This window comes from Roseibium sp., assembly GCF_051016195.1.
In the GTDB taxonomy this organism is placed as follows: Bacteria; Pseudomonadota; Alphaproteobacteria; order Rhizobiales; family Stappiaceae; genus Roseibium.
On record NZ_CP134616.1, the window covers coordinates 4,971,817 to 4,998,276 of the forward strand.

General features: G+C 56.0%; 26 protein-coding genes and 1 tRNA gene. 12 read left to right on the plus strand and 15 right to left on the minus strand.

What is annotated here, in order from left to right; translation table 11 throughout:
• Positions 1 to 60: 60 nt before the first annotated feature.
• The 3 genes from RDA78_RS22665 to RDA78_RS22675 form a co-directional block, all read right to left on the minus strand.
• Positions 61 to 1,212 (minus strand): amino acid ABC transporter permease, encoded by a 1,152-nt coding sequence (locus RDA78_RS22665; RefSeq protein ID WP_434052038.1) that lies wholly within the window; start codon positions 1,210 to 1,212, stop codon positions 61 to 63.
• Positions 1,213 to 1,224: 12 nt separating this feature from the next.
• Entirely contained in the window at positions 1,225 to 2,430 is a 1,206-nt protein-coding gene (locus RDA78_RS22670) for an amino acid ABC transporter permease (RefSeq protein ID WP_434056194.1), read from the minus strand.
• A gap of 228 nt (positions 2,431 to 2,658) precedes the next feature.
• On the minus strand, positions 2,659 to 3,678 hold the full coding sequence (locus RDA78_RS22675) for an amino acid ABC transporter substrate-binding protein (protein ID WP_434052039.1): 1,020 nt from the start codon (positions 3,676 to 3,678) through the stop codon (positions 2,659 to 2,661).
• A gap of 465 nt (positions 3,679 to 4,143) precedes the next feature.
• Here RDA78_RS22675 and metC point away from each other — a divergent pair, with 465 nt between their 5' ends.
• Positions 4,144 to 5,322, plus strand: a complete 1,179-nt coding sequence (gene metC / locus RDA78_RS22680) for a cystathionine beta-lyase (RefSeq protein WP_434052040.1) — start codon at positions 4,144 to 4,146, stop codon at positions 5,320 to 5,322.
• Between the two features lie 101 nt (positions 5,323 to 5,423).
• On the opposite strand, the gene RDA78_RS22685 is transcribed toward metC, so the two are convergent.
• The 4 genes from RDA78_RS22685 to RDA78_RS22700 all read right to left on the minus strand — a co-directional run bounded on the left by RDA78_RS22685 (position 5,424) and on the right by RDA78_RS22700 (position 9,385).
• Positions 5,424 to 5,738: a lipid-A-disaccharide synthase N-terminal domain-containing protein gene (locus RDA78_RS22685; protein WP_306145069.1), complete on the minus strand. Its 315-nt coding sequence runs from the start codon at positions 5,736 to 5,738 to the stop codon at positions 5,424 to 5,426.
• 62 nt (positions 5,739 to 5,800) lie between these two features.
• Positions 5,801 to 6,562 (minus strand): glycosyltransferase family 2 protein, encoded by a 762-nt coding sequence (locus RDA78_RS22690; RefSeq protein WP_434052041.1) that lies wholly within the window; start codon positions 6,560 to 6,562, stop codon positions 5,801 to 5,803.
• The gene (locus tag RDA78_RS22695) at positions 6,559 to 7,470 is read right to left on the minus strand and encodes a phosphatase PAP2 family protein (protein ID WP_434052042.1); all 912 of its coding nucleotides are present in this window, start codon (positions 7,468 to 7,470) and stop codon (positions 6,559 to 6,561) included. Before RDA78_RS22695 ends, RDA78_RS22690 begins: the two co-directional genes overlap by 4 nt.
• Complete coding sequence (locus tag RDA78_RS22700) at positions 7,454 to 9,385, minus strand: ArnT family glycosyltransferase (RefSeq protein ID WP_434052043.1); 1,932 nt, start codon at positions 9,383 to 9,385, stop codon at positions 7,454 to 7,456. The genes RDA78_RS22695 and RDA78_RS22700 overlap by 17 nt, the downstream gene beginning before the upstream one ends.
• 109 nt (positions 9,386 to 9,494) lie before the next feature.
• On the opposite strand from RDA78_RS22700, the gene RDA78_RS22705 reads away from it, so the two are divergent.
• Positions 9,495 to 10,334, plus strand: a complete 840-nt coding sequence (locus RDA78_RS22705) for a phosphodiesterase (protein WP_434052044.1) — start codon at positions 9,495 to 9,497, stop codon at positions 10,332 to 10,334.
• Positions 10,331 to 10,879 (plus strand): CAP domain-containing protein, encoded by a 549-nt coding sequence (locus RDA78_RS22710; protein WP_434052045.1) that lies wholly within the window; start codon positions 10,331 to 10,333, stop codon positions 10,877 to 10,879. Before RDA78_RS22705 ends, RDA78_RS22710 begins: the two co-directional genes overlap by 4 nt.
• A gap of 135 nt (positions 10,880 to 11,014) precedes the next feature.
• Here the strand turns inward: RDA78_RS22710 and RDA78_RS22715 are convergent, their stop codons facing one another.
• Positions 11,015 to 12,400 carry a YcaO-like family protein gene (locus RDA78_RS22715; protein WP_434056195.1) on the minus strand — a complete coding sequence of 462 codons (1,386 nt, stop codon included), beginning with the start codon at positions 12,398 to 12,400 and terminating at the stop codon, positions 11,015 to 11,017.
• A 385-nt stretch (positions 12,401 to 12,785) separates the two neighbouring features.
• Here RDA78_RS22715 and RDA78_RS22720 point away from each other — a divergent pair, with 385 nt between their 5' ends.
• The gene (locus RDA78_RS22720; protein WP_434052046.1) at positions 12,786 to 12,965 is read left to right on the plus strand and encodes a hypothetical protein; all 180 of its coding nucleotides are present in this window, start codon (positions 12,786 to 12,788) and stop codon (positions 12,963 to 12,965) included.
• A gap of 68 nt (positions 12,966 to 13,033) precedes the next feature.
• Entirely contained in the window at positions 13,034 to 13,330 is a 297-nt protein-coding gene (locus tag RDA78_RS22725; protein WP_434052047.1) for a hypothetical protein, read from the plus strand.
• On the opposite strand, the gene RDA78_RS22730 is transcribed toward RDA78_RS22725, so the two are convergent.
• Both RDA78_RS22730 and RDA78_RS22735 read right to left on the minus strand, forming a co-directional pair.
• Positions 13,322 to 13,477 carry a hypothetical protein gene (locus tag RDA78_RS22730; RefSeq protein ID WP_434052048.1) on the minus strand — a complete coding sequence of 52 codons (156 nt, stop codon included), beginning with the start codon at positions 13,475 to 13,477 and terminating at the stop codon, positions 13,322 to 13,324. The two genes, RDA78_RS22725 and RDA78_RS22730, sit on opposite strands and share 9 nt — an antisense overlap.
• 36 nt (positions 13,478 to 13,513) lie before the next feature.
• Positions 13,514 to 15,190, minus strand: coding sequence for a BTAD domain-containing putative transcriptional regulator (locus RDA78_RS22735; protein WP_434052049.1), 1,677 nt, complete (start codon positions 15,188 to 15,190; stop codon positions 13,514 to 13,516).
• 306 nt (positions 15,191 to 15,496) lie between these two features.
• Here RDA78_RS22735 and RDA78_RS22740 point away from each other — a divergent pair, with 306 nt between their 5' ends.
• The 4 genes from RDA78_RS22740 (at position 15,497) to RDA78_RS22755 (ending at position 20,360) form a co-directional block, all read left to right on the plus strand.
• On the plus strand, positions 15,497 to 15,745 hold the full coding sequence (locus RDA78_RS22740; RefSeq protein WP_306145079.1) for a hypothetical protein: 249 nt from the start codon (positions 15,497 to 15,499) through the stop codon (positions 15,743 to 15,745).
• A gap of 1,020 nt (positions 15,746 to 16,765) precedes the next feature.
• The gene (locus RDA78_RS22745; RefSeq protein ID WP_434052050.1) at positions 16,766 to 18,517 is read left to right on the plus strand and encodes a B12-binding domain-containing radical SAM protein; all 1,752 of its coding nucleotides are present in this window, start codon (positions 16,766 to 16,768) and stop codon (positions 18,515 to 18,517) included.
• Positions 18,518 to 18,531: 14 nt separating this feature from the next.
• A complete protein-coding gene (locus RDA78_RS22750; protein ID WP_434052051.1) occupies positions 18,532 to 18,933 on the plus strand; it encodes a c-type cytochrome in 402 nt (133 codons plus the stop codon).
• A gap of 158 nt (positions 18,934 to 19,091) precedes the next feature.
• Entirely contained in the window at positions 19,092 to 20,360 is a 1,269-nt protein-coding gene (locus tag RDA78_RS22755; RefSeq protein ID WP_434052052.1) for a PQQ-dependent sugar dehydrogenase, read from the plus strand.
• A 228-nt stretch (positions 20,361 to 20,588) separates the two neighbouring features.
• On the opposite strand, the gene RDA78_RS22760 is transcribed toward RDA78_RS22755, so the two are convergent.
• Positions 20,589 to 21,278, minus strand: coding sequence for a hypothetical protein (locus tag RDA78_RS22760; RefSeq protein WP_434052053.1), 690 nt, complete (start codon positions 21,276 to 21,278; stop codon positions 20,589 to 20,591).
• A gap of 170 nt (positions 21,279 to 21,448) precedes the next feature.
• Between RDA78_RS22760 and RDA78_RS22765 the strand changes: the two genes are divergently transcribed.
• Both RDA78_RS22765 and RDA78_RS22770 read left to right on the plus strand, forming a co-directional pair.
• On the plus strand, positions 21,449 to 22,000 hold the full coding sequence (locus RDA78_RS22765; RefSeq protein ID WP_434052054.1) for a hypothetical protein: 552 nt from the start codon (positions 21,449 to 21,451) through the stop codon (positions 21,998 to 22,000).
• A 327-nt stretch (positions 22,001 to 22,327) separates the two neighbouring features.
• Positions 22,328 to 22,630: a hypothetical protein gene (locus RDA78_RS22770; protein ID WP_434052055.1), complete on the plus strand. Its 303-nt coding sequence runs from the start codon at positions 22,328 to 22,330 to the stop codon at positions 22,628 to 22,630.
• 95 nt (positions 22,631 to 22,725) lie between these two features.
• On the opposite strand, the gene RDA78_RS22775 is transcribed toward RDA78_RS22770, so the two are convergent.
• Positions 22,726 to 22,802 (minus strand) — tRNA-Arg (locus RDA78_RS22775).
• Between the two features lie 140 nt (positions 22,803 to 22,942).
• Entirely contained in the window at positions 22,943 to 23,248 is a 306-nt protein-coding gene (locus RDA78_RS22780; RefSeq protein WP_434052056.1) for an ETC complex I subunit, read from the minus strand.
• Between the two features lie 321 nt (positions 23,249 to 23,569).
• Between RDA78_RS22780 and RDA78_RS22785 the strand changes: the two genes are divergently transcribed.
• Positions 23,570 to 23,803: a hypothetical protein gene (locus RDA78_RS22785; protein ID WP_434052057.1), complete on the plus strand. Its 234-nt coding sequence runs from the start codon at positions 23,570 to 23,572 to the stop codon at positions 23,801 to 23,803.
• A gap of 70 nt (positions 23,804 to 23,873) precedes the next feature.
• Here the strand turns inward: RDA78_RS22785 and RDA78_RS22790 are convergent, their stop codons facing one another.
• Both RDA78_RS22790 and RDA78_RS22795 read right to left on the minus strand, forming a co-directional pair.
• Positions 23,874 to 24,914, minus strand: a complete 1,041-nt coding sequence (locus RDA78_RS22790; protein ID WP_434052058.1) for a PLP-dependent cysteine synthase family protein — start codon at positions 24,912 to 24,914, stop codon at positions 23,874 to 23,876.
• 218 nt (positions 24,915 to 25,132) lie between these two features.
• Entirely contained in the window at positions 25,133 to 25,930 is a 798-nt protein-coding gene (locus tag RDA78_RS22795) for a hypothetical protein (RefSeq protein WP_434052059.1), read from the minus strand.
• Between the last annotated feature and the right edge of the window lie 530 nt (positions 25,931 to 26,460).

A 26,460-nucleotide genomic window follows, 5' to 3' on the forward strand; every position in this document is an offset into this window, starting at 1 on the left:
ACTCCAAAATTTCGAAGGACCGGAGCGCAGCGGCGATGCGCGCGCTCCGGCTGCAGTTCGTTAGCGTTTGTGTCCGGTATGAAGTTTGTTCTCCATGAAAATGGAGTATCTCGACATCCCGAAACAGAACACGAAGAATACGATCGCCGCGAACAGATACCCGGTATGGCCCTGACTAGGTGTCGACCAGGTGGGATCTGTAAAGGACGACTGGATCTGGCCGAGAAGATCGAACATGCCGACGATCAGGACCAGCGTGGTATCCTTGAACAACCCGATGAAGGTGTTGACGATGCCGGGGATCACGAGCTTCAGCGCCTGAGGCAAAATGATGAGATACATCATTGGCCAGAACCGCAGTCCCAGTGCCATCGCGCCTTCATACTGTCCCTTGGGAATAGCCTGCAAACCGCCTCGAACAACTTCCGCCATGTACGCTGCGGAGAACAGCGTCACGCCGATCAGAACACGCAACAGCTTGTCGAAGGTCACACCTTCCGGCAGGAACAGCGGGAGCATCACCGACGACATGAACAGCACCGTGATGAGCGGAACACCGCGCCAGAACTCGATGAAGATGATCGAAACCAGCTTGATGATCGGCATCTGAGACCGCCGTCCGAGTGCAAGGGCAATCCCCAATGGCAGGGATGCGACGATCCCTGTCACCGCGATCACCAGCGTCACAAGCAGACCGCCCCAAACAGCGGTTTCAACGATCGGAAGCACAACCGTGTCACCGATCACGAGACCGGTCAGCAGGAAGTAAGCGACGATCGGGAAAATCACCAAGAATAGAATGGCGTTGGTCCGCTTGAACGGTGCGCTCGGAATGGCAAGCGGCACGAGAAGAAGCGCGAAGAGCGCATAGACGATATCGACGCGCCAGGTCTCGACGGACGGATAGCGCCCGTAGATGAACTGCGGGAAATATGCCTCGACATATGCCCAGCAGGCTCCGCCGTGTCCGCCATCCTGCGGCAGGCATGCTTCACGGTTGTCCCCCGTCCAGACCGCGTCAATGAACGCGAACTGGATGAAGGGGGAAATGATCCAATAAGCGAGCAGGACACCTATGACGGTCAGGATCGTGTTGCTGATCGAGGAGAACAGGTTCTTGCGCATCCATCCGATCGCGCCGGTGGTGGAAACCGGCGCCGGCAGTGTCGGCGCTTCTTCCGTTCTGATCTGAAAGATATCAGTGTTAGCCATGATGTGCGCTCCCTATCTTTCCACGAGCGCCATGCGCTGGTTGTACCAGTTCATGAAGGCCGAAGTGATCAGACTGAGCGACAGGTAAACTGCCATCCAGATACCGATGATTTCAATTGCCTGACCAGTCTGATTGAGCACGGTTCCTCCAACCGACACGAGGTCGGGGAAGGCAATCGCGACGGCGAGCGACGAGTTTTTCGTCAAGTTCAGGTATTGGCTCGTCAGTGGCGGAATGATCACGCGCATCGCCTGCGGGATAATCACAAGACGCAGCGTCGGTCCCTGGCGCAGACCCAGCGCATGCGAGGCCTCCGTCTGTCCATGGCTGACCGCCTGAATACCCGCGCGCACGATTTCCGCAATGAAGGCCGCGGTGTAGATCGCAAGAGCAGCCGTCAGAGCGAGGAATTCCGGAATGAGGTTGATGCCGACACCCAGCTCAAATCCCCTGCGCAGTGCCGGTCCCGTTTCGACGAAGTTCGGGTGCTCCAGTGTCATCGGCATGCCGGTGACGAAGTAGGTGATCACCGGCAGACCGACGATCAGCCCGAGACCGGTCCAGAATACCGGGAACTGCTGTCCCGTCTCTTCCTGACGCTTGCGCGACCACCTGGACACAAATATCGACGCGACAATCGCGATGATCAGCGCATAGCCGATAAATTCAGCCCCCGGTTCCCAGATCGGTTTGGGACCGCGAAGGCCTGCAATGTTCAGATGGAAGGTGTCGAAGAGCGACCACTTCTCCCGCTTGCCGGGAACTGCGCGCAAAACCGCGAAATACCAGAAGAAAATCTGCAGAAGCAGCGGAACGTTCCTGATCAGTTCGACATAGCAATACGCAATGCGGCTGATGACCCAGTTGTTCGAAAGTCGCGCGATCCCGACGAGGAAGCCGAGTATCGTCGCAATGAAAATTCCGACGACCGCAACCAGAACCGTATTCAGGAAACCTACGAAGATGGCTTGTCCATAACTCGACGTTTCTGCGTATGGTACAAGCGACTGAATAATGCCGAAGCCGGCAGTATTCTCAAGAAATCCCCAACCGGAGGCAATGTTTTGCCGCTCCAGGTTGGCGACAGTGTTCGTCACGATGATGTATCCGAAGGTCAGCAGCAGCACCACCAGAAGCATCTGATAGAAATAGCCGCGGACTTTTGGATCGTTCATCAGCGAAGCACGCGCCGGCGCCCCCGCCGAGTCCTGCTCCATTACTGACATAGAACCTCGCCCAAGTTCACGAAAAGAGCCTGGCCTGTCGCCTCGCCTCTTTCACGTTTTATCTGCTTCTGCAACACGCTGGTGCGTGCTCCCTATCGGCTTATGAAGCAGGTGTTCCCCCACGCGTTCACCGGTTTTCCGGTTTGTGATGCGCGGATTTGTTTTATTGAGGGTCCCGGCAGTTTGCCGGAACCCCTTTTTCCCCACAAGGAATGAGGATTAGCGTACCGGCGGAGCGTAGAGAAAACCGCCGTCGCTCCACAGTGCGTTCACGCCGCGGGAAATGCCGAGCGGAGTGTCCGGACCAACGTTGGCGTTGAAGGTTTCTTCGTAGTTACCAACGTTCTTGATGATGTTGTACGCCCAGTCGTTGGACAGGCCGATGCTTTCACCGAAAGCACCTTCAGCACCAAGCAGACGCTTGACGGAAGGATTGTCGGAACCCTTCATTTCATCAACGTTTGCGGAGGTGACGCCCATTTCTTCGGCGTTGATCATCGCGTTGAGAGTCCACTTCGCGATGTTGAACCACTCATCGTCGCCCTGACGGACAACCGGACCAAGAGGCTCTTTGGAAATGATTTCCGGCAGAACCATGTGATCGCCCGGGTTGGTCAGCTTCAGGCGCTGTGCATACAGACCGGAAGCGTCCGTGGTGTAAACATCACAACGGCCGGCGTCATATGCTGCGACAACTTCGTCGGCCTTTTCGAAGGCGACGATTTCGTACTGCATGTTGTTTGCACGGAAGTAGTCAGCAACGTTCAGCTCGGTTGTCGTACCGGTGTTCGTGCACACGGATGCGCCGGAGAGCTCAAGTGCAGACGTCACGCCGAGATCCTTGCGGACCATGAAGCCCTGACCGTCGTAGTAGTTCACACCAGCGAAGTTGAGACCGAGCTGGGTGTCACGGGACATCGTCCAGGTGGTGTTACGCGACAGAACGTCGACTTCACCAGATTGCAGAGCCGTGAAGCGCTCCTTGGCGGACAGCGGAGTGAATTTAACAGCGGTAGCGTCGCCGAATACTGCAGCGGCCATGGCGCGGCAGAGATCAACGTCGAGACCGGTCCAGTTCCCCTGAGCATCCGGATTGGAGAAGCCCGGCAGACCCTGGCTCACACCGCACTGGATGAAGCCTTTCCCCTTGACATCTTCCAAGGTTGTCGCACCCGCAGCTGTCGAAGCAGCGACGCCCATTGCAGCGCCGAGAACGAGTGGAAGGATTTTTTTGGACATGGATATGCAGCCTTTATTTGTTACCCATACTTTTTTTTAGTGTTGGAACTCAGCGGGAGGCCTCTTCTGCGTCTCGTTTGCGGACGAGCGCTTGCCGCGCTGCGGCTTCCTCCAGATTTCTCCCGTTCCACCCAACGCGCCCATACGATGGCATTTGGCTGTTCGGGTCAAGTACTTGCTGTCATTATCTCGTCAAATATCGCAACAGAACGTCCAAATTGAACGGCCGGATATGCACAAATAGCGAACATGGCTATTTCGAAATCATTCAATGCTCAAAAAGAGTTCATCCCATTTTCTCCACCTGCCGCACAGCGTTAACCTTAAAACAAGGTTATCAAGTGAAGTGACGTGTAGACGTCCCCGCAAAGGGCTGGTTCGCACGCATCAGAGGCAGCTGGAATAAACCCGTCTTACCGGGTACAACCCTGAGATCACTCCCCTCAAATCCGAAATCCTTCGCTCATGTCAGATAACGATCCCAAAATTTCCCTGAAAACGGACACGAAGCTTGCACATGCCGGTCGCGATCCCGCGAGTTTCCATGGCTTCGTCAATCCTCCGGTCGTGCACGCATCAACCGTGCTGTTCCCGGATGTCGAAACCATGCGCCCTGGCGGCCAGAAATACACCTATGCAAGACGCGGCAACCCGACCACCGATTCCCTGGAAGAAGCGGTCAGGGAGTTCGAGGGAGCCGAAGGGGTCCTGCTTGCCAATTCGGGATTGAACGCGGTGTCTCTCGCGATATTGTCCTGTGTGAAATCAGGCGGCCATATCCTGATCACCGACACCGCGTACTATCCAACACGCCATTTCGCCGACACGGTGCTGCCGAAATTCGGTGTTGATGTCGACTATTATGACCCGGCGCTCGGCGCAGATATCGCGGCACTGTTCAAGCCCAACACGAGCGCGGTGTTTACCGAGGCGCCCGGTTCCCTCACCTTCGAGATGCAGGATGTTCGCGCGATCGCCGATGCGGCTCACAAGATCGGGGCTGTGGTGCTCATGGACAATACCTGGGCGACGCCGATCTTCTGCCAGCCGATCGCGCTTGGCGTTGACCTTTCCATCCAGGCTGGAACCAAATACATCGTCGGACACTCAGATGTCATGCTGGGAACGATTGCGGCAAGTGAACGTGCCTGGGAAGACCTGCACGTGCTCCACGGAGCCATGGGCAGCCATGTCGCGCCGGACGACGTCTATCTCGGACTTCGCGGCCTCAGAACCTTGTCCGTTCGTCTGGAGCGGCACCAACGCAATACGTTCGAGGTTCTGGGCTGGCTCAACAATCATCCCCTGATCGCGAATGTCAGATATCCGGGATTGGAAACGGATCCCGGCCACCAGCTCTGGAAACGCGACTTCAGCGGCGCTACAGGCCTATGCGCCTTCGCTTTCGCCGAGGGAACCACGCGCGACCAGGCAAACTCTTTCCTGGACGCCCTCAAGCTCTTCGGGCTCGGGTATTCCTGGGGCGGTTTCGAAAGCCTCGCAATTCCGGTCAAGCTCAAGGGCTCGCGCTCGGTGACGCCGATCGACAAGAAACTGTGTTCGGTCCGGCTGCATATCGGCCTGGAGGACCCCGAGGATCTCATCAACGATTTGAACCAGGCGCTCGAAAAGGCATTCGGATAAGGCTTTGTGGCGCAGCTGTTACCCGACGGCTGCGCCGATCCCCAACCGCTGCATAGGGTATTGCCGGACCAGGTTACAATTGATCGCCGGTCGCGACTGCATCAGATGGTCGGGTCTTCGCGCTTTTCCTTGAAAATCAGCCACAGGTTTCTGAAGTAGATGATGAGACCAAGTCCTTGCCCGGCGATGAAAACGGGATCCTGGCGCTGTATTGCGTAGATCAGCAGAAGCGAACCGCCGGCAACGGAGAAGAACCAGAAGGCCACTGGAACAATCGACCGGCCGACGCGCTCCGATGCGATCCATTGTATGACGAACCGCATCATGAACATGGCCTGGGCAAAGAAGCCCAGGATGATCCAGAAATCGAATTGTTCGACGAAAACAGCGTAGATCCAGTCGTAAAGAGCACTCATTGGCACGTCCAATTGGTCCGGTCGGGAATGAAACCCGTCATATTTGATGTTTCAGAAACCGGTCACGTCAGTGGCCGGACGGAAGGTACCTTCTTGCGTCGGCGCCTGAGCCACCAGACGCCGAACAAATCAAGCACACCGACCAGCGCGCGGTCAAAAATCCCGTATTTCGAAGAGCCGTGACGGCGTTGCCTGTCCTGAACGTCGATGTGCACGACGTCAAAGCCTTCCCGAATGACAAGAGCGGGAAGAAAACGGTGCCAGCTGTCGAAATAAGGCAATTGCAGGAAGACCTCGCGCCGAAGGGCTTTCAGACCGCAGCCACTGTCCCGGGTCTTGTCCTTCAGGATCGCACCGCGGATCTTGTTGGCAAATTTTGATGCGTAGCGTTTTGCCAGGCTTGCCTTTCGTCCGAGCCGCTGTCCGGCAGCAAGAGCGGTTGATGTGCCCGCCTGATCAAGCGCGTCCAAAAGTTGAGGAATGTAAGCGGGGTCGTTTTCACCGTCTCCGTCGATCGTGGCCACGATATCTCCGCGCGCGTGATGCAAACCAGTTCTGACGGCACAGCTTTGCCCGCAAGACGTTTGATGCCGCACAGGCCGCAGCCACTCGTGCAATGCTGCATAATCCTGAAGAACGATATCCGTGCCGTCAGACGAGCCGTCATCGACGACGATCACTTCAAATCGACGCCCCTGAAGCGACGTTTCGATCTCGTCGAGAAGAATTGGAAGGTTCTGCGCCTCATCCTTGGCGGGCACAACAACGGTCACGGCGAGCGTGCCCGTTCCAGCCGCCAGATCTTCGATAAAACTTTTTGTCATGAAGTCGTCCGATCTGTCTCTTCGAGCGGCGCAGGTTCTACCGGTACACGGTAGACACCGCGCTGACCGCGAATGACCCTCCAGACTGCCCGCGCGCAAGAGCGTGCGGACCGGGCGTTCATATTCGGTTCGATTTTTCCCGAAGAAGAAAGGTGGAAACCGATCCGGCGTCGCGCCATCGCCCTGACGGTAAAGAAAGTGAAAGTCACGCCCAGCAGTGTTCCGGCGATGACATCGCTGGGATAGTGAGCGCCCACCATGACGCGGCTGAATGCGAGCCAGAAGGCAGCAACAACGATCAGCCAGCGATAGGCAGGGAAAATGAACGCGAGCGCTGTTGCCAGTGCTGCAACGGTCGTCGAATGGCCGGAGGGAAAGCTCGTGTAGGTACCGTCGAAGGCCAGAAAGTCGAAACGAACCGGTCCGACCTGTTCATAAAGCTTCGGCCGCGCTCTTCCCAGTGACCACTTGAACGCGATGGCAAGAAGGCCTGTTGCCGCGACCGAGTAGAAAATAAAGGCTGCATAGGTAAATAGCGAGCCGATCGCCATGCGGATCCGGAAGGCATAGCGGCCCGCGTCCTGTGCCAGCAGAAAAAGACACGTCAGGCCCGTCGAAATCAGGATCCAGTCCGCCTTGCCGAAATCCGTGAAGGCGCGGAACGCATTCCGGTACTCGTTCGGCAATGAGCGAAGCCACGGATAGGTAGGTACGTCGAACACGACCACGGCAATCCCGACCGTCAGCAGAAGAATAGCGAAAATATCCTGCGGTCTTTGTCCGGGCGGCAGCGGATCAAGGGTGTGGCCTGCCCGCTCTTTTCGTCCCGAAAACAGCATCTCCGCCCGTCGAATATTTCCGCGCATGCGCGCCAGTACCCGCCAGACGTTGTTACTGCTGTTCGACATTGCCGTTATCTTCTGCACCCGTTGTCGTGTCGGCTTTCTGATAAAGTGCTATATCCACGTCGTCGCCGCCGTTTATGTTGAGGCCGTCTACCCTCTTTCGGACCTCAGGCACAAGACCAATCTCCTTTGCGGCCTCCAAAAACGCGGTTTCTTCCCGGCTTTCGATCGCTGCAACGCGGCATGCGCCGCTGTCCACCGACTGCGGATCGGCAAGAAACTCGGCGGCTCCTTTGGGTGAAATGATCCGTGTGCCCGTCCCTTCCAGGAAAATAAAACTCGGTTCGTGGAAACCGGAAGTCACGACCTGTCTCGTCGCACCGTTGCCGCAACCTGGAATCTCATCGAGTGCGGCAACCAGGCGCGGGCTGACCCAGATCGGCGTTAACGCGGGACCGACGAAGCCCCAGACGCCAAGCGCCACGCAAACGGCGCTCAATGTGGCAGCCGGAAACGCGTGCAAAGCGGCTCCCTGAAACAGCCGTGAGGCGGCAGCGATACCGAAAACCGCGCCGATGGCCACAACAACGGCTCCGGGCGGCGATGGCCACGCCCCGAGGACAAATGGCCCGGCAAACGATATCGCCGCAAGTCCCACCGGAGGAAGTGCCAGCAGCACCGCAGCGATCCGCCTTGTCCATTTCCCGGAATTCTGACCCGCCCCTTCCATCAGCGCAGCCGCGACCGGCAATGCCAGCGCGGGCAATATCGGCAGCGTGTAGTGGGGCAACTTCGTCGCAACCAGTTCAAAAACGATCCAGGTCGGGAGGAACCAGGCGACCGAGAATATCACAAGAGGGCTTTTGCGCTCCCGCCAGATCAATGGAATGGAAATCAGAAAGAATGCCGGCAATGGCCAGAAGATGCCGAACATCGCGCCCAGGTGGGTAAAAGGCGGTGCCCCGTGCCCTTCCTGTCCCTGACCGACCTTGCCGAGAAGGTCTCTGCCGATCGCTTCCGTGAAGAACGTACCATCCGTCGCAATCCAGATGGCCACGAACCAGGGCGACACGAGCAACACGAACCAGACAAATCCGATGAGGGGTGACGCGGCCTTGAACCATCTGGCCTTCCGGCCCATGATCATCAAGCCGGCAACCGTGAAACCGACGACCATAAGCCCGACCGGCCCCTTGATCAGGACGCCTGCCGCAAGAGCGGTCCAGAACAGGAAACTGAGCCCCCACATTCGCTGTTCTGTGCCCTTGAGCCAGATACGGGCAAGAGCACCTTGCGCAATGATTACGGTCGCGAACAGCATCGCGTCGGTTTTGGCGAGACGGGCTTCCACGCCGACAATGATTGCAAGTGCTACGAAACCGCCAACGAGCAACGCACCGGCGGGCCCGAGGAAAGCACGTGCCATCCAGAATGCGGCCAGGACGCTGAGCACGGCTCCGATCATCGACGGCAGACGGTAGACCCAGAGGGGGGCATCGACATCATGTCCGGTCAGTTTCACGGCAGCAGCCTGCAGCCAGTAAATCCCGACGGGCTTCTTGTGGCGCGCCTGTTCCTGAAAGCGGATGTCAATGTAGTCATTCGTCTCAAGCATCTGCTTGGTTGCCTGCGTGTATCGCGGCTCATCGCGGTCAAGCGGCGGCACGGTCCATTGACCCGGCACGAACAGGAGGAGCGACAGAAGCAGGAGCAGAAACGGCGCGGTCAGGTCATGACCGAAAACCTTGAGCCAAAACGGTTTGCGCAGTGTCACCTGTTCGGAAGCAGAGCTCTCCGGCGCTGAGGCATTACCCTCGCCAGACCCCGGATCGCTCCGTGACGCGCCGACACTTTCATGTTCCGCCGGATCAGCTTTACCTTGCATGTGCACCTTCGAAATGTCGCTCATACCTGCCACAATCGCCATCTGGTAGAATTCATGCGCGTTCACGTGGCAGACCGAGCGCCACCTCCGCAAAGCTTCTCCTACATGAGCTTTCGGAAAAGGGAAACAAGTGCTTGCTCTCATCAAGAGCTAAGCTATCGTTCCGGAGGTTTTTTGACAGCTCCGAATCCCGGGAATCCAGATGACCCTGATCGCACAAATAACAGACCTGCACCTTCGTCCGAGAGGCCTTGCCTGCTACAGGGTCTCCGACACAAACATGATGGCGGAGCGCGCCGTGAGATCCCTTCTTGCCTTTTCGCCGAGGCTGGATGCGGTCATCGTGACGGGGGATCTTACGGACCGTGACGACCCGCGCGAGTATGCCGTTGCCCGCGCGCTTCTCGAACGTCTCGAGGTGCCGGTCTATCTGATGCCGGGAAACCATGACAGCAGCGACGGGATGCGCCGCGAGATGGCAGGCTATCCCGGCATCAGCGGTTCCGGAGACGGAAAGATCCACTACGCGGCAATGGTCAATGGAGTGCGTGTTATCGCTCTTGACACGCACCTGCCGGGACGGCCCCACGGACAAATCGGCGATGCGCAACTCGCCTGGCTGGACACAACACTTTCCGGGAACGACGCGCCCACGATGATCGCTCTGCACCACCCGCCTGCCCTATCCGGCATCGCACACATGGACGCCATGGGCCTTCTCGATGCACCGGCATTCGCTGAGGTGATCAAACCGCATTCTCAGGTTCAACGGTTGCTGTGCGGGCATTTGCACCGTCCGATCATTGCCGAGTTCGCCGGCAAGATCATGACACTGGCCCCAAGCACCGGTCATCAGGTGGAACTGGACCTGTCACCCGACGGAGCAGCCATGTTCCGTTTTGAACCGCCGTCCTATTTCGTGCACACCCACACCGAAACGACGGGACTGGTAACTCACATGGCCTACGTTGAAAGCTTTCCCGGTCCCTATCATTTTTTCGCCGATGAAGGAGTTTCATGGCCAGGAGACGAAACCAGATGAGAACGCGGAACGTGTTCGCGCCCGGAATGCGGTTGCTTGTTTTCCTCGCCCTGGCGGTCTCGCTTCACGGCTGCGGAGCATTGCCCGGGAGTGGCGATCTTGAAGACGAGGTCGTGTTAACCGACCAGAGCGTTGACAAGAGCCAGTTGCTGTCGCTCATCAACACCTACCGGCGCCAGAACAGCTTACCTGCGCTCAAGCACGACCCTGTCCTGGACGACGTCTCTCAAAAAATGGCGCGCCACATCGCGGAACGCGACAGTATGGATACCTGGCAGCATAGTTCATTTGGCCTCTCGCAAAGGCTGAGCAAGGCAAATTACGCCAACTACGCAGGAGCGGAAAACCTTGGAGCGGGTTATGCAGACCTGCCGGCCGCCTTCCGGGGTTGGCAGGGATCCGAAGGCCACAACAAGAACCTTCTCAATCCCCACGTAACGCGTGTCGGGGTTGCCAGAACAAACCGGAATACCGGCAAGTGGCGCAATTTCTGGGTTCTAACACTTGCAAGGCCCACGTCGGACGGGCGCCCGGCGGTCAGGTGAAAAAAGGGCGGGATTAACCCGCCCAGTTTCTTCCAGAGATCGAATGACCCAGTCATCATCCGAAACGAGCATCAAAACATGAGTCTTGAACTCATATTTTAAGTATCCCAGTCTATCCTTGATGTCAAACCAGGTTCAAAACGGAAACGGCCGCCTCTCGAACTCTGCTTCGGTTGCCGGTTCCTTGCGAAGTCCACGGTCAACAACTCCCTGATACAGTCTGTCTTTTCCGAAACGCGGTTCCCAACTGCACAGAGCCCGGGAAATCAATTTGATGCATGGAATCCCGATGTCGGAGCGCGTCGCATCGAATTCCCAGATATCGATACCCTTGTCAGCACAGCTATCGAGAAGATCGGCATACGTGAAGACGGTTTCCGCATCAGGAGCGGCACCTTCACCGACCGCCGCCGACAGAAAATCACTGAAAACCGATTTTTCCTTCGCATAGATGAGGTGCCGCGGCTGCTTTCGCGCTTCACCTGGAATGCCGCTATCTCCCGGGTAGGCGTTTTCCATGAGTTGCAGAGCGTTTTCCGATTGAAGCATCTCGGTGACAGCTGACTTACCTGCCGACCCGAGATCCCATCCTGCAGCGGAACCGAAGGCGGTTCTGCGCCCATCGGCTTCACAAGAAACAGACATTGCGATATGAACCTTCAAATCGGTTGCAACCGAATAGAGCCCCCAGAACCGTTTGCTTTCCTCCAGATAGTCAACCAAAGGCTGCGGTAGCAGAGCTGCAACTTGCTCTCTCGCAATCCGAGTTATCCCCAGACGGTTGTACCAGGCTTGAGCGACTGCATCTCGCTCCACAAACTCCAGAAGCGCGCGCCGCCGCGCCCCTTCACGGTCCCTCCAGACAGCGCAGCCGACAGTTGAAGCAAAGCCGCCGGAGCGGACGGTCACCTGCTCGACTTCACCGAAGAGAACACCCGCACTCGGATAGATGGAACGCATGCCACCACCCAAGCGCCTTATGTTTACAGCCCTCCCAGAAAACCAGCGCAAACCATGATCCTTGGCGCCCGAATTACCAGAATAAGAATCGAACCGGCGGGCAATTGAATTCCATTGCCCCTCGCTAAAGCCGAGGGCCTCCGTCAATGCGATCCCTGATTGCAAATTTAAGCCTACTTCAACTCTTGAATCCTGCACCCCGAGAGAACAAAGACTCAGTCGCTCAGATATTTCACCCAAACAACTTAAAGCTGCAGATGAGGATGTATCGGCCTGGCCACCTGCTGGTATCGTGGTGACCGCAGAGCCCTCACTCCGACCTTGCACGGAAGGCAAGTTTATCGTGCCGGTGCAAAATTTGACAGGGCACTGGCTCACCGTCATCGGCACCAGCCGGACATTGAATTGCGACAAGAGCGGCAGGAACAGATCGAGATCAGGATCGAAATGAAACTGGTCTCCGTCAACCGCATTTTCTGGCCGCGAGGCAAGGCCGACCCGCACAAGATCCGACACACACCGTTCGGGCAGCTCTATCGGAGATGATACCGGCTCCGCCATTTTCAAACGCCCTCACCTGAACCGCTTCAGATCCACACCCGAACTCAATACACCGCACCCACTCTACCATAAATTGCATATCATGTAAAAAACATGTTGTTCTATTGATGTCGTTTTTTTATTCGTTCTATATTTTTAGTCGAAAGCAGCAAACACGTAGTAACTTCGATCTTTTTCGGAATCTTGCTACAAATTTACTTGCTCTCTATTTGATCGTGTAGCCATCCAAACACCTACCAGGTCAAATATCAACTTTAAATTCAGGAGTTTCACTATGCACGCTACTACTACCTCACGCAAAGAAATGGAAGTTGGCGCGAAAATTGGCGCTATTATTCAAGATGCTAGCGCACGTGAGCAGCTCATTGAAAGCCCCGAGGTCGTGTTGAACGAAATCGACGCAAAGTCTGATGTGAAGATCTATGCCGACACAGCGGACATGGTTCATCTTGTCATTCCGGCAGATATCGACCAGGCCAAAGTTGCTGCTGGTGACGAAGCCTACTTCGAGGAGCTCGGCCGGGCAGCATTGGGCAGCTGCTACTACGAGGACCTTCCCGAGTAAGTCACACTGTTTAAATCTTCTGCCGCCTGAGTCTAAGCCTCAGGCGGCTGCTTCACGGAGGCTGCAGGATGGCAAGATTTCCACACTACAAGAGCAATGTAGCCAGTCTTGGCAAACTGCTCGCACTCGCTGCCACCGATGCGGGCGTGAAAAAGGCATTTCAGCAGGATCCCGCCGCTTTCCTGCGGGAGATAGGACTGCCGGAAGAAACAACCGAACTTTTCGATTTCAAGGTCGTTTCAGATGACGTCACAACAGGTTCCGTGACGCTTCCGTACCGTTTGAACGACAGCAAGCTGACGAACGGAGACGCCGAATATCTCGGGCGCTTGTCCCATCTGTTCCCAAGTCGCAGCCTAAACTGACAGTTCGCCTTCGAAGAGAAACTTCTTCACAAGCTCTGCCCCCTTGTCGTAGCTGGCATGAACCTTCTTGTTCTGGAAGAAATTCACGCGCCTGCGCCAGTCTTCCGGGTCTCGCATTCCGAGCTTGGAGGCGCTCAACAGCGACAAACGATGCTCTTCGTAGCGGCGCAGGGTCTGTATCGCTTATGCGTGGCGGCCGAGGCAGACCAGGGAGGCAACCCGCGTCGTCAACCCTTTCAGGCTGGTCCCTGCACTCTTTTCAATATGCTGGAGCGCGCCTTCATAGTTCTCTTCTGCGAACGAGATATTCGCCATGTATTCATAGAAAACGCGCGGGACGTATGAAAACAGATCATAGGCCCTTTCAGCTATGTCCCGGGCTTTCACGACGTCACCGGAAAAAGCCAGCCCTTCTGCGACGGACATGAGATTGGAGGGGTCCGACGAACTCAAGCGGCCCGCGTTCTGGAAAGCTCTCTTTGCTTCAAGGGGCATATCGGAAAGTATCAGCGCCCAGCCGTAAACCCGCTGGTTCACGGCCTGCCAGGGATCGAGCATGATTGCCTGTTCCGCCAGCTTCAACAGATCGTTCAAGCCGTGCGCTGATGTCCTGTCGTTCATGGGAAAATGCAGCGCCTGCTTCATTATTATCGAAGCCTTGCCGGCATAGGTTCTCGAGAATCGCCGGTTCGATCTCTCCAGCTCGTCCAGCAAACGCATGGCCTTTGCGTCAGACTGGGGCGTAAACTCCCACAACAGTGCGTCAGCTTGGCACCAGCGTGCAAAAACGGACGTGTTGGACGGGTTCCGGAGTTTCTCGATGGCATGGGCATTGATGCGGCTCACGATGTGACTGGCTGCCGGAAGAATGCCATCCCACATGAGAAGGTCGACAATTTCGTTGAAGACGATTTGACCGTTGTCCCGATCCTCAAACTGCACAACGACCTTTCCTGATCGCTCGTCCTGCCGAAACCTCAGCAGGTAGCTTCCCATATCGTAGCCTTCGACCAGAGCCGCGTGCGGCGCATTGGCCTCGCCAAAATACTCGGATTGAAACAGCTCAAACGACCTGAAAGAGGAGAGACCGGAAACGATCTCCTCGCGAAGATAGATAGCATCGTTGGAACTGCTTTTCGCCAGCGATGCGGAGACGACGTAAATCTCCGGAAGACGTACAATGCCGTCGGAATTCGACAAGGGCACCTGCACGGCGCCGCCCACGCCTGGCTGCGAAAATTCCTTCTTTTGAAGACCGGCGTCGTCCCGCTCTTCAAGAAGCGAATAGGTCTCCCGATCGGGTGCTGCATCCAGGTGAAGGCGCATCTCCCGCTCGCATGTCTTGAGCTGCTGCTCGGCCCTTTCACGCTGACCCAGTTTCAGATAAAGGCGAATGAGCACTCTGTGCGCCGCTTCGAGTGCCGGATCGATTTTCAGAAGGAACCTGGCACCCGCTTCGGTCTTCTTTCCGCCATCGAGTGTCGAAACATCATTCAGATGTTTGAAGGCTGCTGTAACGATATCAGACCGGACGCGTTCACGCTCGACCTGAAGCCAGTCGGTGAATTCGGGGTCGAGTTCATCGAAACCGGTCAGGAATTCCCCCCGCCAGAGTTCGCCAGCCTGCTCGTACCCCTGCGCATTATCCTGTTCGAGCAACTTCATGACTTGAGAAAAGTCGGACTCGAAGCACTCCTGGTCGAGTTTCACGTGACTGCTCGAGGCGTGGACAACATCATGCCCGACGGCTTGCTCAGCGGTTTTCAACTGCCGCAGCGCCTGGCGAAGGGACTGCATTGCCTTGGGACGTTCCGCGTTGCTCCACAGGAGGTCCGCAAGGGTCTCTCTGGGGGCGTTCAAGCCGCCTACGCGACTGAGATACCCCATAATTGCCAGAGCTTTACGTGTCTTTACCGCAGCGGGCTCACCACTTTCGCTCAAAAGAAGCGGGCGTCCAAGACATGCAAAGCATGACGCGTTTGCCATTCATTCCCCGTATTTACATCACGCGTTGTCGTTTGGTTGGACACCCGGTAACGAATGTCTCACAACCTGATATACAACAATACTTTATCACGCTAGTATCACGCTGCAACAGCATGCTTCTCGTGGATGGTTACGGCAGCGACGCTGCAAACGGAAATTCGAATACTGGTGGGTATACCAATGTCAAAGACAGTTAGTAAGTCTGAACGCATTTCAAACGAGCAGGAACCCGCGGTAGAAGCGATCAAACGGATGATCCGCTATACCAAGAAAGAGGCCGACAAAGACGGTCGTACGTTCTGTTCATATTGCCTCGACATGGCGCTTCAGTCGCTCGAAGACGGCTCCGAAGAGCTTGACATGATTCTCAAGACGAAGATCACTCCGCTGATGGTCGGTCAGCCGAACTCGGAACAACGCAAGTCCTGAAGACACCCGTTGATCGGCGATTCTCGTTGGAAATGCCGGCACGCTCCGAGCGAGCCGGTGTTCCATCCTCAGATGCGCTGCTGAACGCAACGGCATTCTTTTCCGGTCTCGGCGGTCCTGCTGTTCCCTTAGCGGAGCAGCCACTCAATGCGCAATTGGACGCCCATTTCTTCCACTTCGAAAACCTGGTTTTTTTCCCGATCCCGCCTTTGCGGAAAGGGATCGCCGCTCGACCGCGCTGTTCGGTCGGCAGGGTCACGTCTTTTGGGAACTGAACAAAGAAAAAGGACGCTGGCCTAAACCAGCGCCCCCCTGCGTTAAAGGAAGATTGTGTTTTGACAAAAAGCGCTGAGCATTCACCGCTTGTCGAAACTCTCCACTTTTACACCGACCTGGTGCCTCGAGAGACCTCAGATCCACAAACGTGAAAACATGAGCTTTCAAGTTCGCGCCGATCAAACGGATAACCCGCCGTTATCGGTTTACCGGGACGCCCTTCGCTTCACGTGAATGCGTCCGGCGTTCCCCACGTGGCGCCCAGGACCAGCTCGAAACCCGTCAGACGGACCTCTCGTCAAACCCTGGCGTGAGCTACCGATCTTTGGGCCTTGACTGCGTTTGCCAATCCGCGCTCAGCACCGAATCAGTAGTAAATATGATAGTGCCGATTTTACTTTAGCCTGTCCAGTAGTCGTACTGTATTTCAACAGATTACACTACGTCTGTTGATAACTTGTTGATAAGTAAAACGATCGAATACTGCGCTGCACAAGATTGCGCGCATACCCTGATGTAACTTCAAAGAAAATTTGTTTTGCAGCGCGAACTCAGGCTGGTTGCCGAAAACGAAAACGAGAATCTGTTCCGGTAGCAACAAATCGCAGCAAGTGTTCCCGTTCTCCAAAGTGAGCAAGACGATTATTCCCTTGCGGCAGAACTCACGTTCCGCAAAGATGATGCCGTGTGCTCCCTATCGAGGACACGCCTTCAAACCGATTTTCATTTGGAGTCAGGGGTTTAATGTCCAAGCGCTTTGCAGTCCTGCTGATCAAACCTTCTCACTACGATGATGAAGGGTACGTGATACAGTGGTTGCGCGCGCCCATCCCATCGAATTCCCTCGCCTCCGTCTACGGTCTCATAAAGGATTGTGCAGACCGCAAGACGCTTGGTGAAGATGTTTCGATCGAAATCGAGGTCATCGACGAAACCAACACCAAGGTGGACGTCGCAAAATTGGCTAAATCGCTGAAACAGGCCGACGGCTTCCTGGTCGGTCTTGTTGGCGTTCAGACAAACCAGTTCCCCCGCGCAGTCGATATCGCAAGGGAATTCATCGCGGAAGGAATTCCGATCGTGGCCGGCGGTTTTCATGCTGCCGGAAGCATTTCGATGCTGCCGGACGTCCCGCCGGAGATTGTTGAAGCGCAGGAGATGGGGCTCAGCATCTATGCCGGGGAAGCCGAAGGCCGGATGGACGCACTGCTGGCGGACGCCTGGGCCGGCGAACTCAAGCCGCTTTACAATTTCATGAAGGACCTTCCCCACCTGGAAGGTGCTGTCCAGCCTATCCTGCCCGCAGACTCGGTTCGCAAAATGGCAGGTGCCTACACAAGCTTCGATGCCGGACGCGGTTGTCCCTTCCAGTGCTCGTTCTGCACCATCATCAATGTGCAGGGACGAAAATCGCGTTTCCGAACTCCCGATGACGTCGAGGAGATTATTCGAGCTAACGCGGCCCAGAAAATTCGGCGTTTCTTCATAACGGACGATGACTTTGCCAGGAACAAGAACTGGGAAGTGATTCTGGACCGGCTGATCTGGCTCCGTGAGGAAGAAGGGTTAAAATTCAAGCTGGTACTCCAGGTGGACACGCTCTGTTACCGCCTGCCCGGTTTTATCGAGAAGGCTGCGCGTGCCGGCTGTGCACGGGTGTTCATCGGCTTGGAAAACATTGATCCCGATGCCCTGACAGCTGCAAAGAAACGCCAGAACAAGATCTGGGAATACCGCAAGATGCTCCAGGCCTGGAAGGATGCCGGCGTGATCACCTATGCCGGATACATTCTCGGCTTTCCTGACGACACTCCGGAAAAAATCAGGCGCAACATCGAGATCATCAAAAAGGAACTCCCTCTTGATCTCATCGAGTTCTTCTTCCTGACACCCCTGCCTGGCTCAGAAGATCACAAAGTCCTTGCATCCAAGGACGTCTGGAAGGATCCGGACTTCAACAAGTATGACCTCAACCACCGGGTCACCCATCACCCGATCATGAGCGATGCGGAGTGGGAAAAGGTCTACTTCGACAGCTGGAAGCAGTTCTACACCCCGGAACATGTCGAGACGGTTCTTCGGCGAGACGCGGCCCGGGGAGCAAGAACCAAGGCGCTTTATTCATCGATGATCCATTTCCTGGGCGCAATCCTGATTGAAAAGGTTCACCCGCTGGAATGCGGCATCGTCCGGCGCAAACACCGCGATCAGCGCAGATACGGAATGAAGCTGGAACATCCGCTCGTTTTCTACCCAAGGCGTGCTGTCGAAGCGGCGTGGGTGGCCTTTTCGTGGGCACGGCTGTTTCTCAAGTTCCGGCCCGCAATGAATCGCGTTCTTCAGGACGAGGATCGCAGTACCTACACGGATCTCGCGCTCACCGTGACAAGCGATGCTGAAGAACAGGACATGGAACTCATCCAGGTGTTCAAGGAAGCCATTCCCAATACGCACGGTGCACCCGACGTTGCCAGAAAAGCGGCTGCGATGAAATAGCGGAGACAAGGGTAGTGTTGCCGGCCCACCGCCGGAAAGGCGTCACCATTGCGGTGCAAAACAAAAAAGGCGCCGGACTTCTAGGGGAGAGATTTGAAATGCATACCAGAGCATCGTGCGCAGCGATCTTGTTGGTTTTTCTTGGCGGCTTGCCGGTCCAGGCGCAGGACGTCGAGATCGGCAAGGATCTCTACAAAAAGAACTGCAGGCAATGTCACGGCCCAACCGCAAAAGGTCTCGCCAGCTACCCGAAACTGGTAGGGCAGACTGCCGAATATCTGACTGACCGGCTCGAAAGATATCGTGCCGGCGAACGATTTGGACCGAATACACCGTTGATGGCGCCCCGGGCGAAGTCCCTTTCGGACGAAGACATTACGAATATAGTGACTTTTATTGTGGTGACATTTGAATAGGCAATTTTTGTGCACCTGCGAACTGGAAACTACTATTTGTTACGCTGGGTTAATTTAATTGATGTGACCAGAAATACAGCTTACTCTCCCCTGCGTCCGGGGATAGAAACAAAACAATTCTCATAATTTCCCGGGCGGCACCAACCTGGGAGGATCTTATGGAAATTGGGAAAACAACCAGTCTTGTGGCGCTCCTCATGGGCGCGACCGTCTTGTCCGCTCCTGCGTTCGCACAGAACACGACCAGCCTGAAACACGAGGTCATCATCGAAGATCTCGAAAACCCTTGGGACATGGCTTTCCTTGATGACGGGACAATGTTCTACACCGAGAAGTGCAAGGGCCTTTCGGTGCGCATGCCATCCGGCGAAACAAAAGCGCTTCTGGGCATGGGCGGTGTTCAGGGCTATGCATCCACGGCCGATGACCTGTTCTGTGAAGGCCAGGCGGGCATGATGGGTGTTGCCGTCGATCCCGACTTTGCCAACAACCGGCGGATTTACGTCTACTCGACTTCCAAGATGTCCGACCCGCACACCAACAGGCTGATGCGGCTGGTGGTTGCCGATGACTTCTCGAACGTCTCCGACCGCAACGACATCGTTGACGATGTCCCGTACAAGATGAAGGCATCCGACCATCCCTTTGGCGGCCCCGGTGCCCATAATGGCGGACGCGTCAGGTTCAATCCGGGCGACGGGTTCCTGTACCTGACCACAGGTGACAACCACAACAGCGCCGTACCGCAAAGCCCGACGCTGATGGGCAGCAAGGTGCTGCGGATAGACACGGATGGAACCGCCGCGCCCGGCAACACACCGCCCGTGGGGTTCGACAAGCGGACCTACACCTATGGCCACCGGAATGTTCAGGGGATCGCCTTCCACCCGAATACCGGCACGCCGATCACCGCGGAACACGGACCCTGGCATTCAGATGAAATCACCGTTCTGCGCAACGGCGGCAATGCGGGATGGGATCCACGCCCGAACATGGCAGGCCGCGGTGCCTGTCCGGATGACTATTGCGGCTACAGCCCGAACCAGATGGTCGGCGAAAACAGGTTCAAGCGTGCGGCCTGGATGCCGATGACGGACTTTGAAACCTATCCAAGTGCCATGCCGCCGATCTGGAACAACAATGGCTGGTCGCAGGGCACCTCCTCGGCTGCGTTCCTGGAAGGTGACAACTGGGGTGACTGGAACGGTGCGATGGTCGTCGGCCTGATGGGCATCGGCTTCGGTGGAACTCCTCTCGGCCAACGGATTGACGTTTTGCAACTGTCCGAGGACGGGACGGAACTGCTCGACGTGACCGAAATGACCCTGCCGATGGAATCGGGACGTTTCCGCTCGCTGGTCTTCGGTCCGGACGGCAGCCTTTATGCAGCTGTTGATGAGGGCATGATCCACAAGATCACACCATAAGACACTGAAACAAATTCAGCCGCACCGGGCCAAACGGTGCGGCTGACCATGCCGGGGCCCAGACCCTAGTGCGGTGAATTTGAAGTTCGCATCATTGTTTCAGCAAACTCCGAAGTGAACTTCAAATTTGTAAACCGCACTAGAAACATAGACTTGCTAGTCACCTTCTTGAATCTGAAGTTCGTTCGAAAACCGTTGCAAAATGAGTCGAACTTCAGATTCAGGTGACTAGTCTCCAAACACAAACCGGTCGGGAAGCTCGAAGCGCTGATCGTCCACCCGCACATGGTGGATCGCTTTGTCAAAACGCCATTCCATATCGGTACCGACCCCGGACATTGTCGCGCTCGCCTTCACGAACTCACCATGCAGGAAGTAGAGTTTGCGGGCAAAACCGTTCTGAAAGGTGACTACGACAGTCGCATCGCCGCCGACACCGCGCGCAACTGCGGCTTCGCATTTTCCAAGTGCCTGTCCCTGCTCCTGTGCGCAAGGTATCACGTCGTCGGCATCAAAATTCCGCCTGTCCGCACGCCGTCGGCTGTCGTCCAGACCGGTCGCGACGATGCCATCCGGTCCTTTTACCGGTCTCAACTGGCTGGCCACGATGTTACCCCTGACGTCTCCACGGAGTGAGCGAACCTCACACCACACCACACCTGCACTTTCTGAGCATCCCCTGTTCTGCAGAACCGCGCCCGCATCAAGCGTCGTGACCAGGTCCGCTCCTTTTGCCGGTTCCCTGAACACCTGAGCCCCAGATCCGGCCACTTCCCACCGTCGCACGCCGCCCTCCCGAGGCGGCTTGAAATTTCCCAGCTTCGCGGTGTCTTGCGCCAGTGCTGTGTTGCCAGGCACCGGCAGGACGGCAACGAAACCGATCAGACTTGTCCACAGTGCAACATGCAGCCAATCCATGTCTTCTGTTCCCTGGAGAGAATTCGACAGCACATAAGCTACCTTATCAGATTACGCGTTTGCATCCTTTGCCTTTTCCTGCGGCTCGACCCCAACACACCATTGCGCGACAAGTAGCCAAGCATTAGCTGTAGTAACGCCAATAACAATCAATACACGAGGAAAGACCCATGCGCCCTCTCCTGTCCTTCCTGCTGCTGTCACTGATTGCATTGCCGGCCTTTGCTGACGTCAAAGCGCCTCAGGGCCATGTGCTTGTGACGCTGGGTGGGGCCTTGAGCGAAACCAACCTGCCCGCGAGAAGCGGGACTGAAGGCGGGCTTTTCGACTTCCACGACATCGCCTACGAGAAGGCGGTCGGCTTCGACGAAGCCATGCTGAACGCCATGGATCAGCTCGAGATCAGGATCCCTTATGGCCCCAAAGACCATCGCCGGGACATTTCATTCTCGGGGCCCCTTCTTTCCGATGTCATGAGATCCGCGGGAGCGGAAGGCAAGACCGCGTTGCCCCTGGCCATGGACGGCTACCAGTCGGAGATAACGTGGGAGAGCATAAAGGCGCACCAGCCCATCCTGGCTACACACGCAGACGGAAAACCGATGGGTATCGGCGGCTTCGGGCCGACGATGATTGTCTTTCCGCCCACAGAAGATACCGGCCTTGCGGACAAACAGTCCGGCCAGCAGGTCTGGGCGATCATCTATATCGGAATTCAGTGACCACGTGTCCTCGTTGACTTGCTCCGTCAACACCCCTCGGATCTCCGCCACAAGGCTCGAAAGGACGCCAAGAGACCCTTCCTCATCCTGAGGAAGCGCCGCACCTTATCGAAGGTTGGCTGTCGAATTCGAAGGCGCGCGGAAAGGCATTTGCACCGCCGCGCCTACTTGCGTTTCAAATCGTTCGAAAAACACCACCGTCAATTCGGAGAATCCGGGCACTGCGACGCATCTTCCTCCCACGGCCGCGCCGCTCTGTAACCGTCATCACGGACCGGCCAGGACGGATGAGGCAAGGTCATTCTGTTTAGAACGGGATTGAGACCAATGGCGATTTCAAACGCATTCTTTTTCAGGAACGCCGGTGACGAAACTGATGCATTCCATTTCAGCAGCAGCGAAGACGCAGCGTCAGTGCCCCAGTCGAGGGGCAACAACGTGTTCGGATTTGAAGACCTTCCGAACCATGTTTTCGACGAAGATGACAAAGTGCCCCCGCCCGTGCTCATCCCGTCAGAACCGCCCGTTCCGCCGCAAGGTCCGGGACCTTCCGTCGATGTCGACACCAACGACTTCGATTTCTCCGGTGCTCAACAGAACGGTGCGACAGTTGGTGATTTGCTTTTTTGAAGGTTTGCCAAGTGTGCAGGTCGCTCAACCGAACGGGTTTGGTGCACCGTACACTAAACGAGGGTAGATACTTTTTAGAAACAAAATCAGAAGGTTGGCGACCCCGGCAGGATTCGAACCTGCGACCATTCGCTTAGAAGGCGAGTGCTCTATCCAGCTGAGCTACGGGGCCTAAATCAAACCAACCGCAAGACCGGTCGGAGTTCGTTTTAAAATCTGTTTTTGCGTTCGTGTCGATGTGGGTTTGAAGGTTTCAACAGGCAATTCCGAAACCGTTTCGATGCCACGAACACGAGATGCCGGATCCGGGTCTCAGTGGGTCCAGGGCGCGACACGGGTGAACTTGAAATTGTCAGCATAGGCAGCGCCGCGCACCTTGCGCTCCTGCGCCTTTTCCACCCGGTGCGCGATACCGTGGCGTTTGGCGTAGGCAACCGCCTCTTCCTGCGTGTCGAAGTAAAGCTTGACCTGCTGCTTCATGTCGGAAGACGAGGTATAGCCCATGAGCGGTTCGACCGACTTGGCAACTTCCGGCTCATAGTCGAGAACCCAGCGCTGGGTCTTTGCCTTGCCGGACTGCATCGCGGTTTTTGCCGGGCGATAGATGCGCGCAACCATGTCTACGTTCCCTGATCCGATGGTCGGTGTTTCAACCTTCTGAAATGCTTTTTCCCGTCTTTCGCGTCGAAGTCAACTCTGTTCTCGTGATGTTGCCCCGGTCAGACGGCCGCCCAACGTACAGATGATCAGTGAACAGGCGGCAAACTTTCTGATTATTGACCCTAAGGTGAGATGACAGCGACACGTAACATGTGCTAATAGCTACTTTAGCGTGAAGGCGGGAATACTTCTTTCTACCCTTAAGTTTCTCGTGCTCAAGAAAAATGCCGATCGGAATGGCCGGCGCAAAACACAACATCCAGGCTACAGAGTGGGCTCATGCATCATCAGTTTCACAAGACGCTTGGGGCCTATGTTCCCGAACACGTCACCCCATCTACGACATCGCCTCTCAAACTGAAGTCAGACGTCGAAAAGGCAAATCTCGGAGAAATGTGGGACATGATCCTGACGCTCGATTACGGCGTTTCGAACGTGAACGAACTGCCGCTCGAAAGGCGCGACGAGTTTCTCAATGTAATGTCTCTTCTCTTGCAGGCTTTCGACCGCTAGACCGAACACGCCGCACGCGGCGAAGTGCGATTGCGACCGAAGCCAACGGACTCGCGACACGCGCCAGTGATCACCCCCATTCTTCAAGCGCTTGTGAATATGCACCGAGATCGCCGATGTGCTGCGCCACCCAGTCGGGATTGAAATAGGTATCCAGATAGCGTTCTCCGCTGTCGCACATCAGGGTCACGACAGACCCTTGCTCACCGCGCTCCATCATCTCACGTGCGACCTGCAAGGCGCCCCAAAGGTTGGTGCCCGTTGATCCTCCTGCCCGTCTTCCGATCCGTTTCTCCAGCCAGAGGATTGTCGCGACGCTCGCTGCATCGGGCACTTTCAACATGGAATCGATGACATCAGGCTGAAAGGACAGCTCAACTTCCGGACGGCCTATGCCCTCGATCCGGCTTGATCTTCCGGACGTGAGACCGCGGTCACCGGAGATGTAGCTGTCATAGAAGACGGAATATTCCGGATCGACCACCATAAGTTCCGTATCGTAGCCCTTGTAGCGAATATACCGGCCGAGCGTCGCCGACGTTCCGCCGGTGCCCGCGCTCATGACGAACTTTCTGGGCACGGGATGGGGCTCGAACTCCATCTGACGATAGATGCTCTCCGCAATGTTGTTGTTCCCGCGCCAGTCCGTTGCCCGTTCGGCGAACACAAACTGGTCCATGAAATAGCCCCCGATCGAACGGGCAAGTTCAACTGACGCGCCGTGCATTTCCGGCGCAGACGCGACATAGTGGACCTTGCCGCCATAAAGCTCGATCAACCGGACTTTGCTGTGCGCTGTGCTTTCGGGAATAACCGCAATGAAGGGAACGCCGATCATTCTGGCGAAATAGGCCTCCGACACAGCCGTGCTGCCCGATGACGCCTCGACCACTGTGGTCCCCTCCCGGATTTTCCCGTTGCAAAGCGCATAGAGAAACAAGGATCGCGCAAGGCGGTGCTTGAGACTTCCGGTCGGGTGCGTGCTTTCGTCTTTCAGGTATAGATCGACCCCTTCCAGGCGGGGTATCTGCAACTTGAAGAGATGCGTATCCGCCGAACGATGCGCGTCTGCCGTGATCTTTCCAACGGCCTGGGCTACCCAGTGATCCATGCGGCCTCCCTTCCCATGAACCGACAGCCTTCCATCTCGAGCACGCCCTGACAAGAGGACAGGCTCTTCATCTTGCTGGTCATATGCACTCGCGCAGCAAGTCCCCGATTGATCTTTGAAGTACACCGATTGCGAACGGCACAAATAACCCCGGGCATGCCGGCCCGGGGTTATAAATGAAATCGCTGATGCCGCAGGCGTGCGACGCTTTGCAGGCTCTACTCGGCAGCAAGCAGTCCGTTGGTCACTCTTCGGCGCATTTCGTAGCTCATGAGCTGACTCAGATCGCTCGGACCGCCGACTTCGGTGACGAGATCAGATTCTGAAAGCGCATTGCAAAACGGTTCGGCGAAGCCGTTTGCCGAACGCCGGGACATACAGGAAATAACCCGCGCATTCGAGTGCTCGGATGTGATGTGACGATGAATGCGCGACGTTGACATCGTAACGGGCGCAACCAGCAGACTTGTATCGCTGTCCTGGTGCACATCGTGGTCAGGAAACTTCGATTTCAGTTCGTTGACGATCAAAGGCAGTTCGCGATGCTCGGTTTCCCAGGTGAGATAGGTGCTCAGCTGCCCAATCGAGGCCTTCGTACCGGCAAGACAAACCCTCAGTGTCGCCGGACCGTTCTCTATCAGCGGCGCATCCTTGGCAGGGTAAGCGCTGTTTTGAACGACCTTCACAAGGTACTCGTAAAGATCATCGGAGAACGTGTGTTCGACGCGTTCGACCGCCTCATCGCTGCTCCAGAGCTCGGCACCGGAAGACGCAAAAACACCCCTGAATGCTTTTCTGACGCTGGTTGGAAGGCGCGCCATCAGTTCGTTGTACGAGACGCTCGTCAGGAGGTAACACGGCTTCGCGTTTGCAAAGGTGCGAAGATAAACGGCAAAGTCATGATCGATCTGGCAGCAGGTTCCTGGGACCAGCGCCGCTAGGTCAAAAACGAAGACATCTTCACCGCTGGACAATGACCGGCTTTCATATGATGTAAACTCGGTATGGGAAAGCATAAAAAATCTCCTCCGGTTCTTTCGTGAGGACTGAACTGCAATTCTTTTGCCAGAATCGACTGGACTTTTGGTTTTGTATTTTTTCGTTCTTTTTCAATATGTTGCGCGAGCGAAATCTCGCGACCTGCAAAAACTTTCATTAATGAGATTACTTAATGGGCAAAGCAAATCTCAAAATTGAACATTCCATTCTTGAAACAGTTCCCGTTACGGCACTTCATTTAACCATGCCCGTTAACAACTGGCAATCCTGACACGATCAGCCAATTTCCCTGAGTAACGCAACGCCTACCTTTGGGTAATGCCAAGATTCGGGCAAGAAAGCGCAAGCGTCTGGATGCAGCTGAAGGATACAGGAGCTCAGTCCGCGCGTCCCGTGATTGCGCGTGTCATCCGGTCCGCACGCCGCAATGCACACCGCATCCAAACACGCTCAGCGTCCGCAAAAAGGCAGCATCCCGTAGACATAATGATGCTTCTCATGCTGCGCCTATTTTCATACCTCAATCATGGAGAGTGTTTAGGTGATT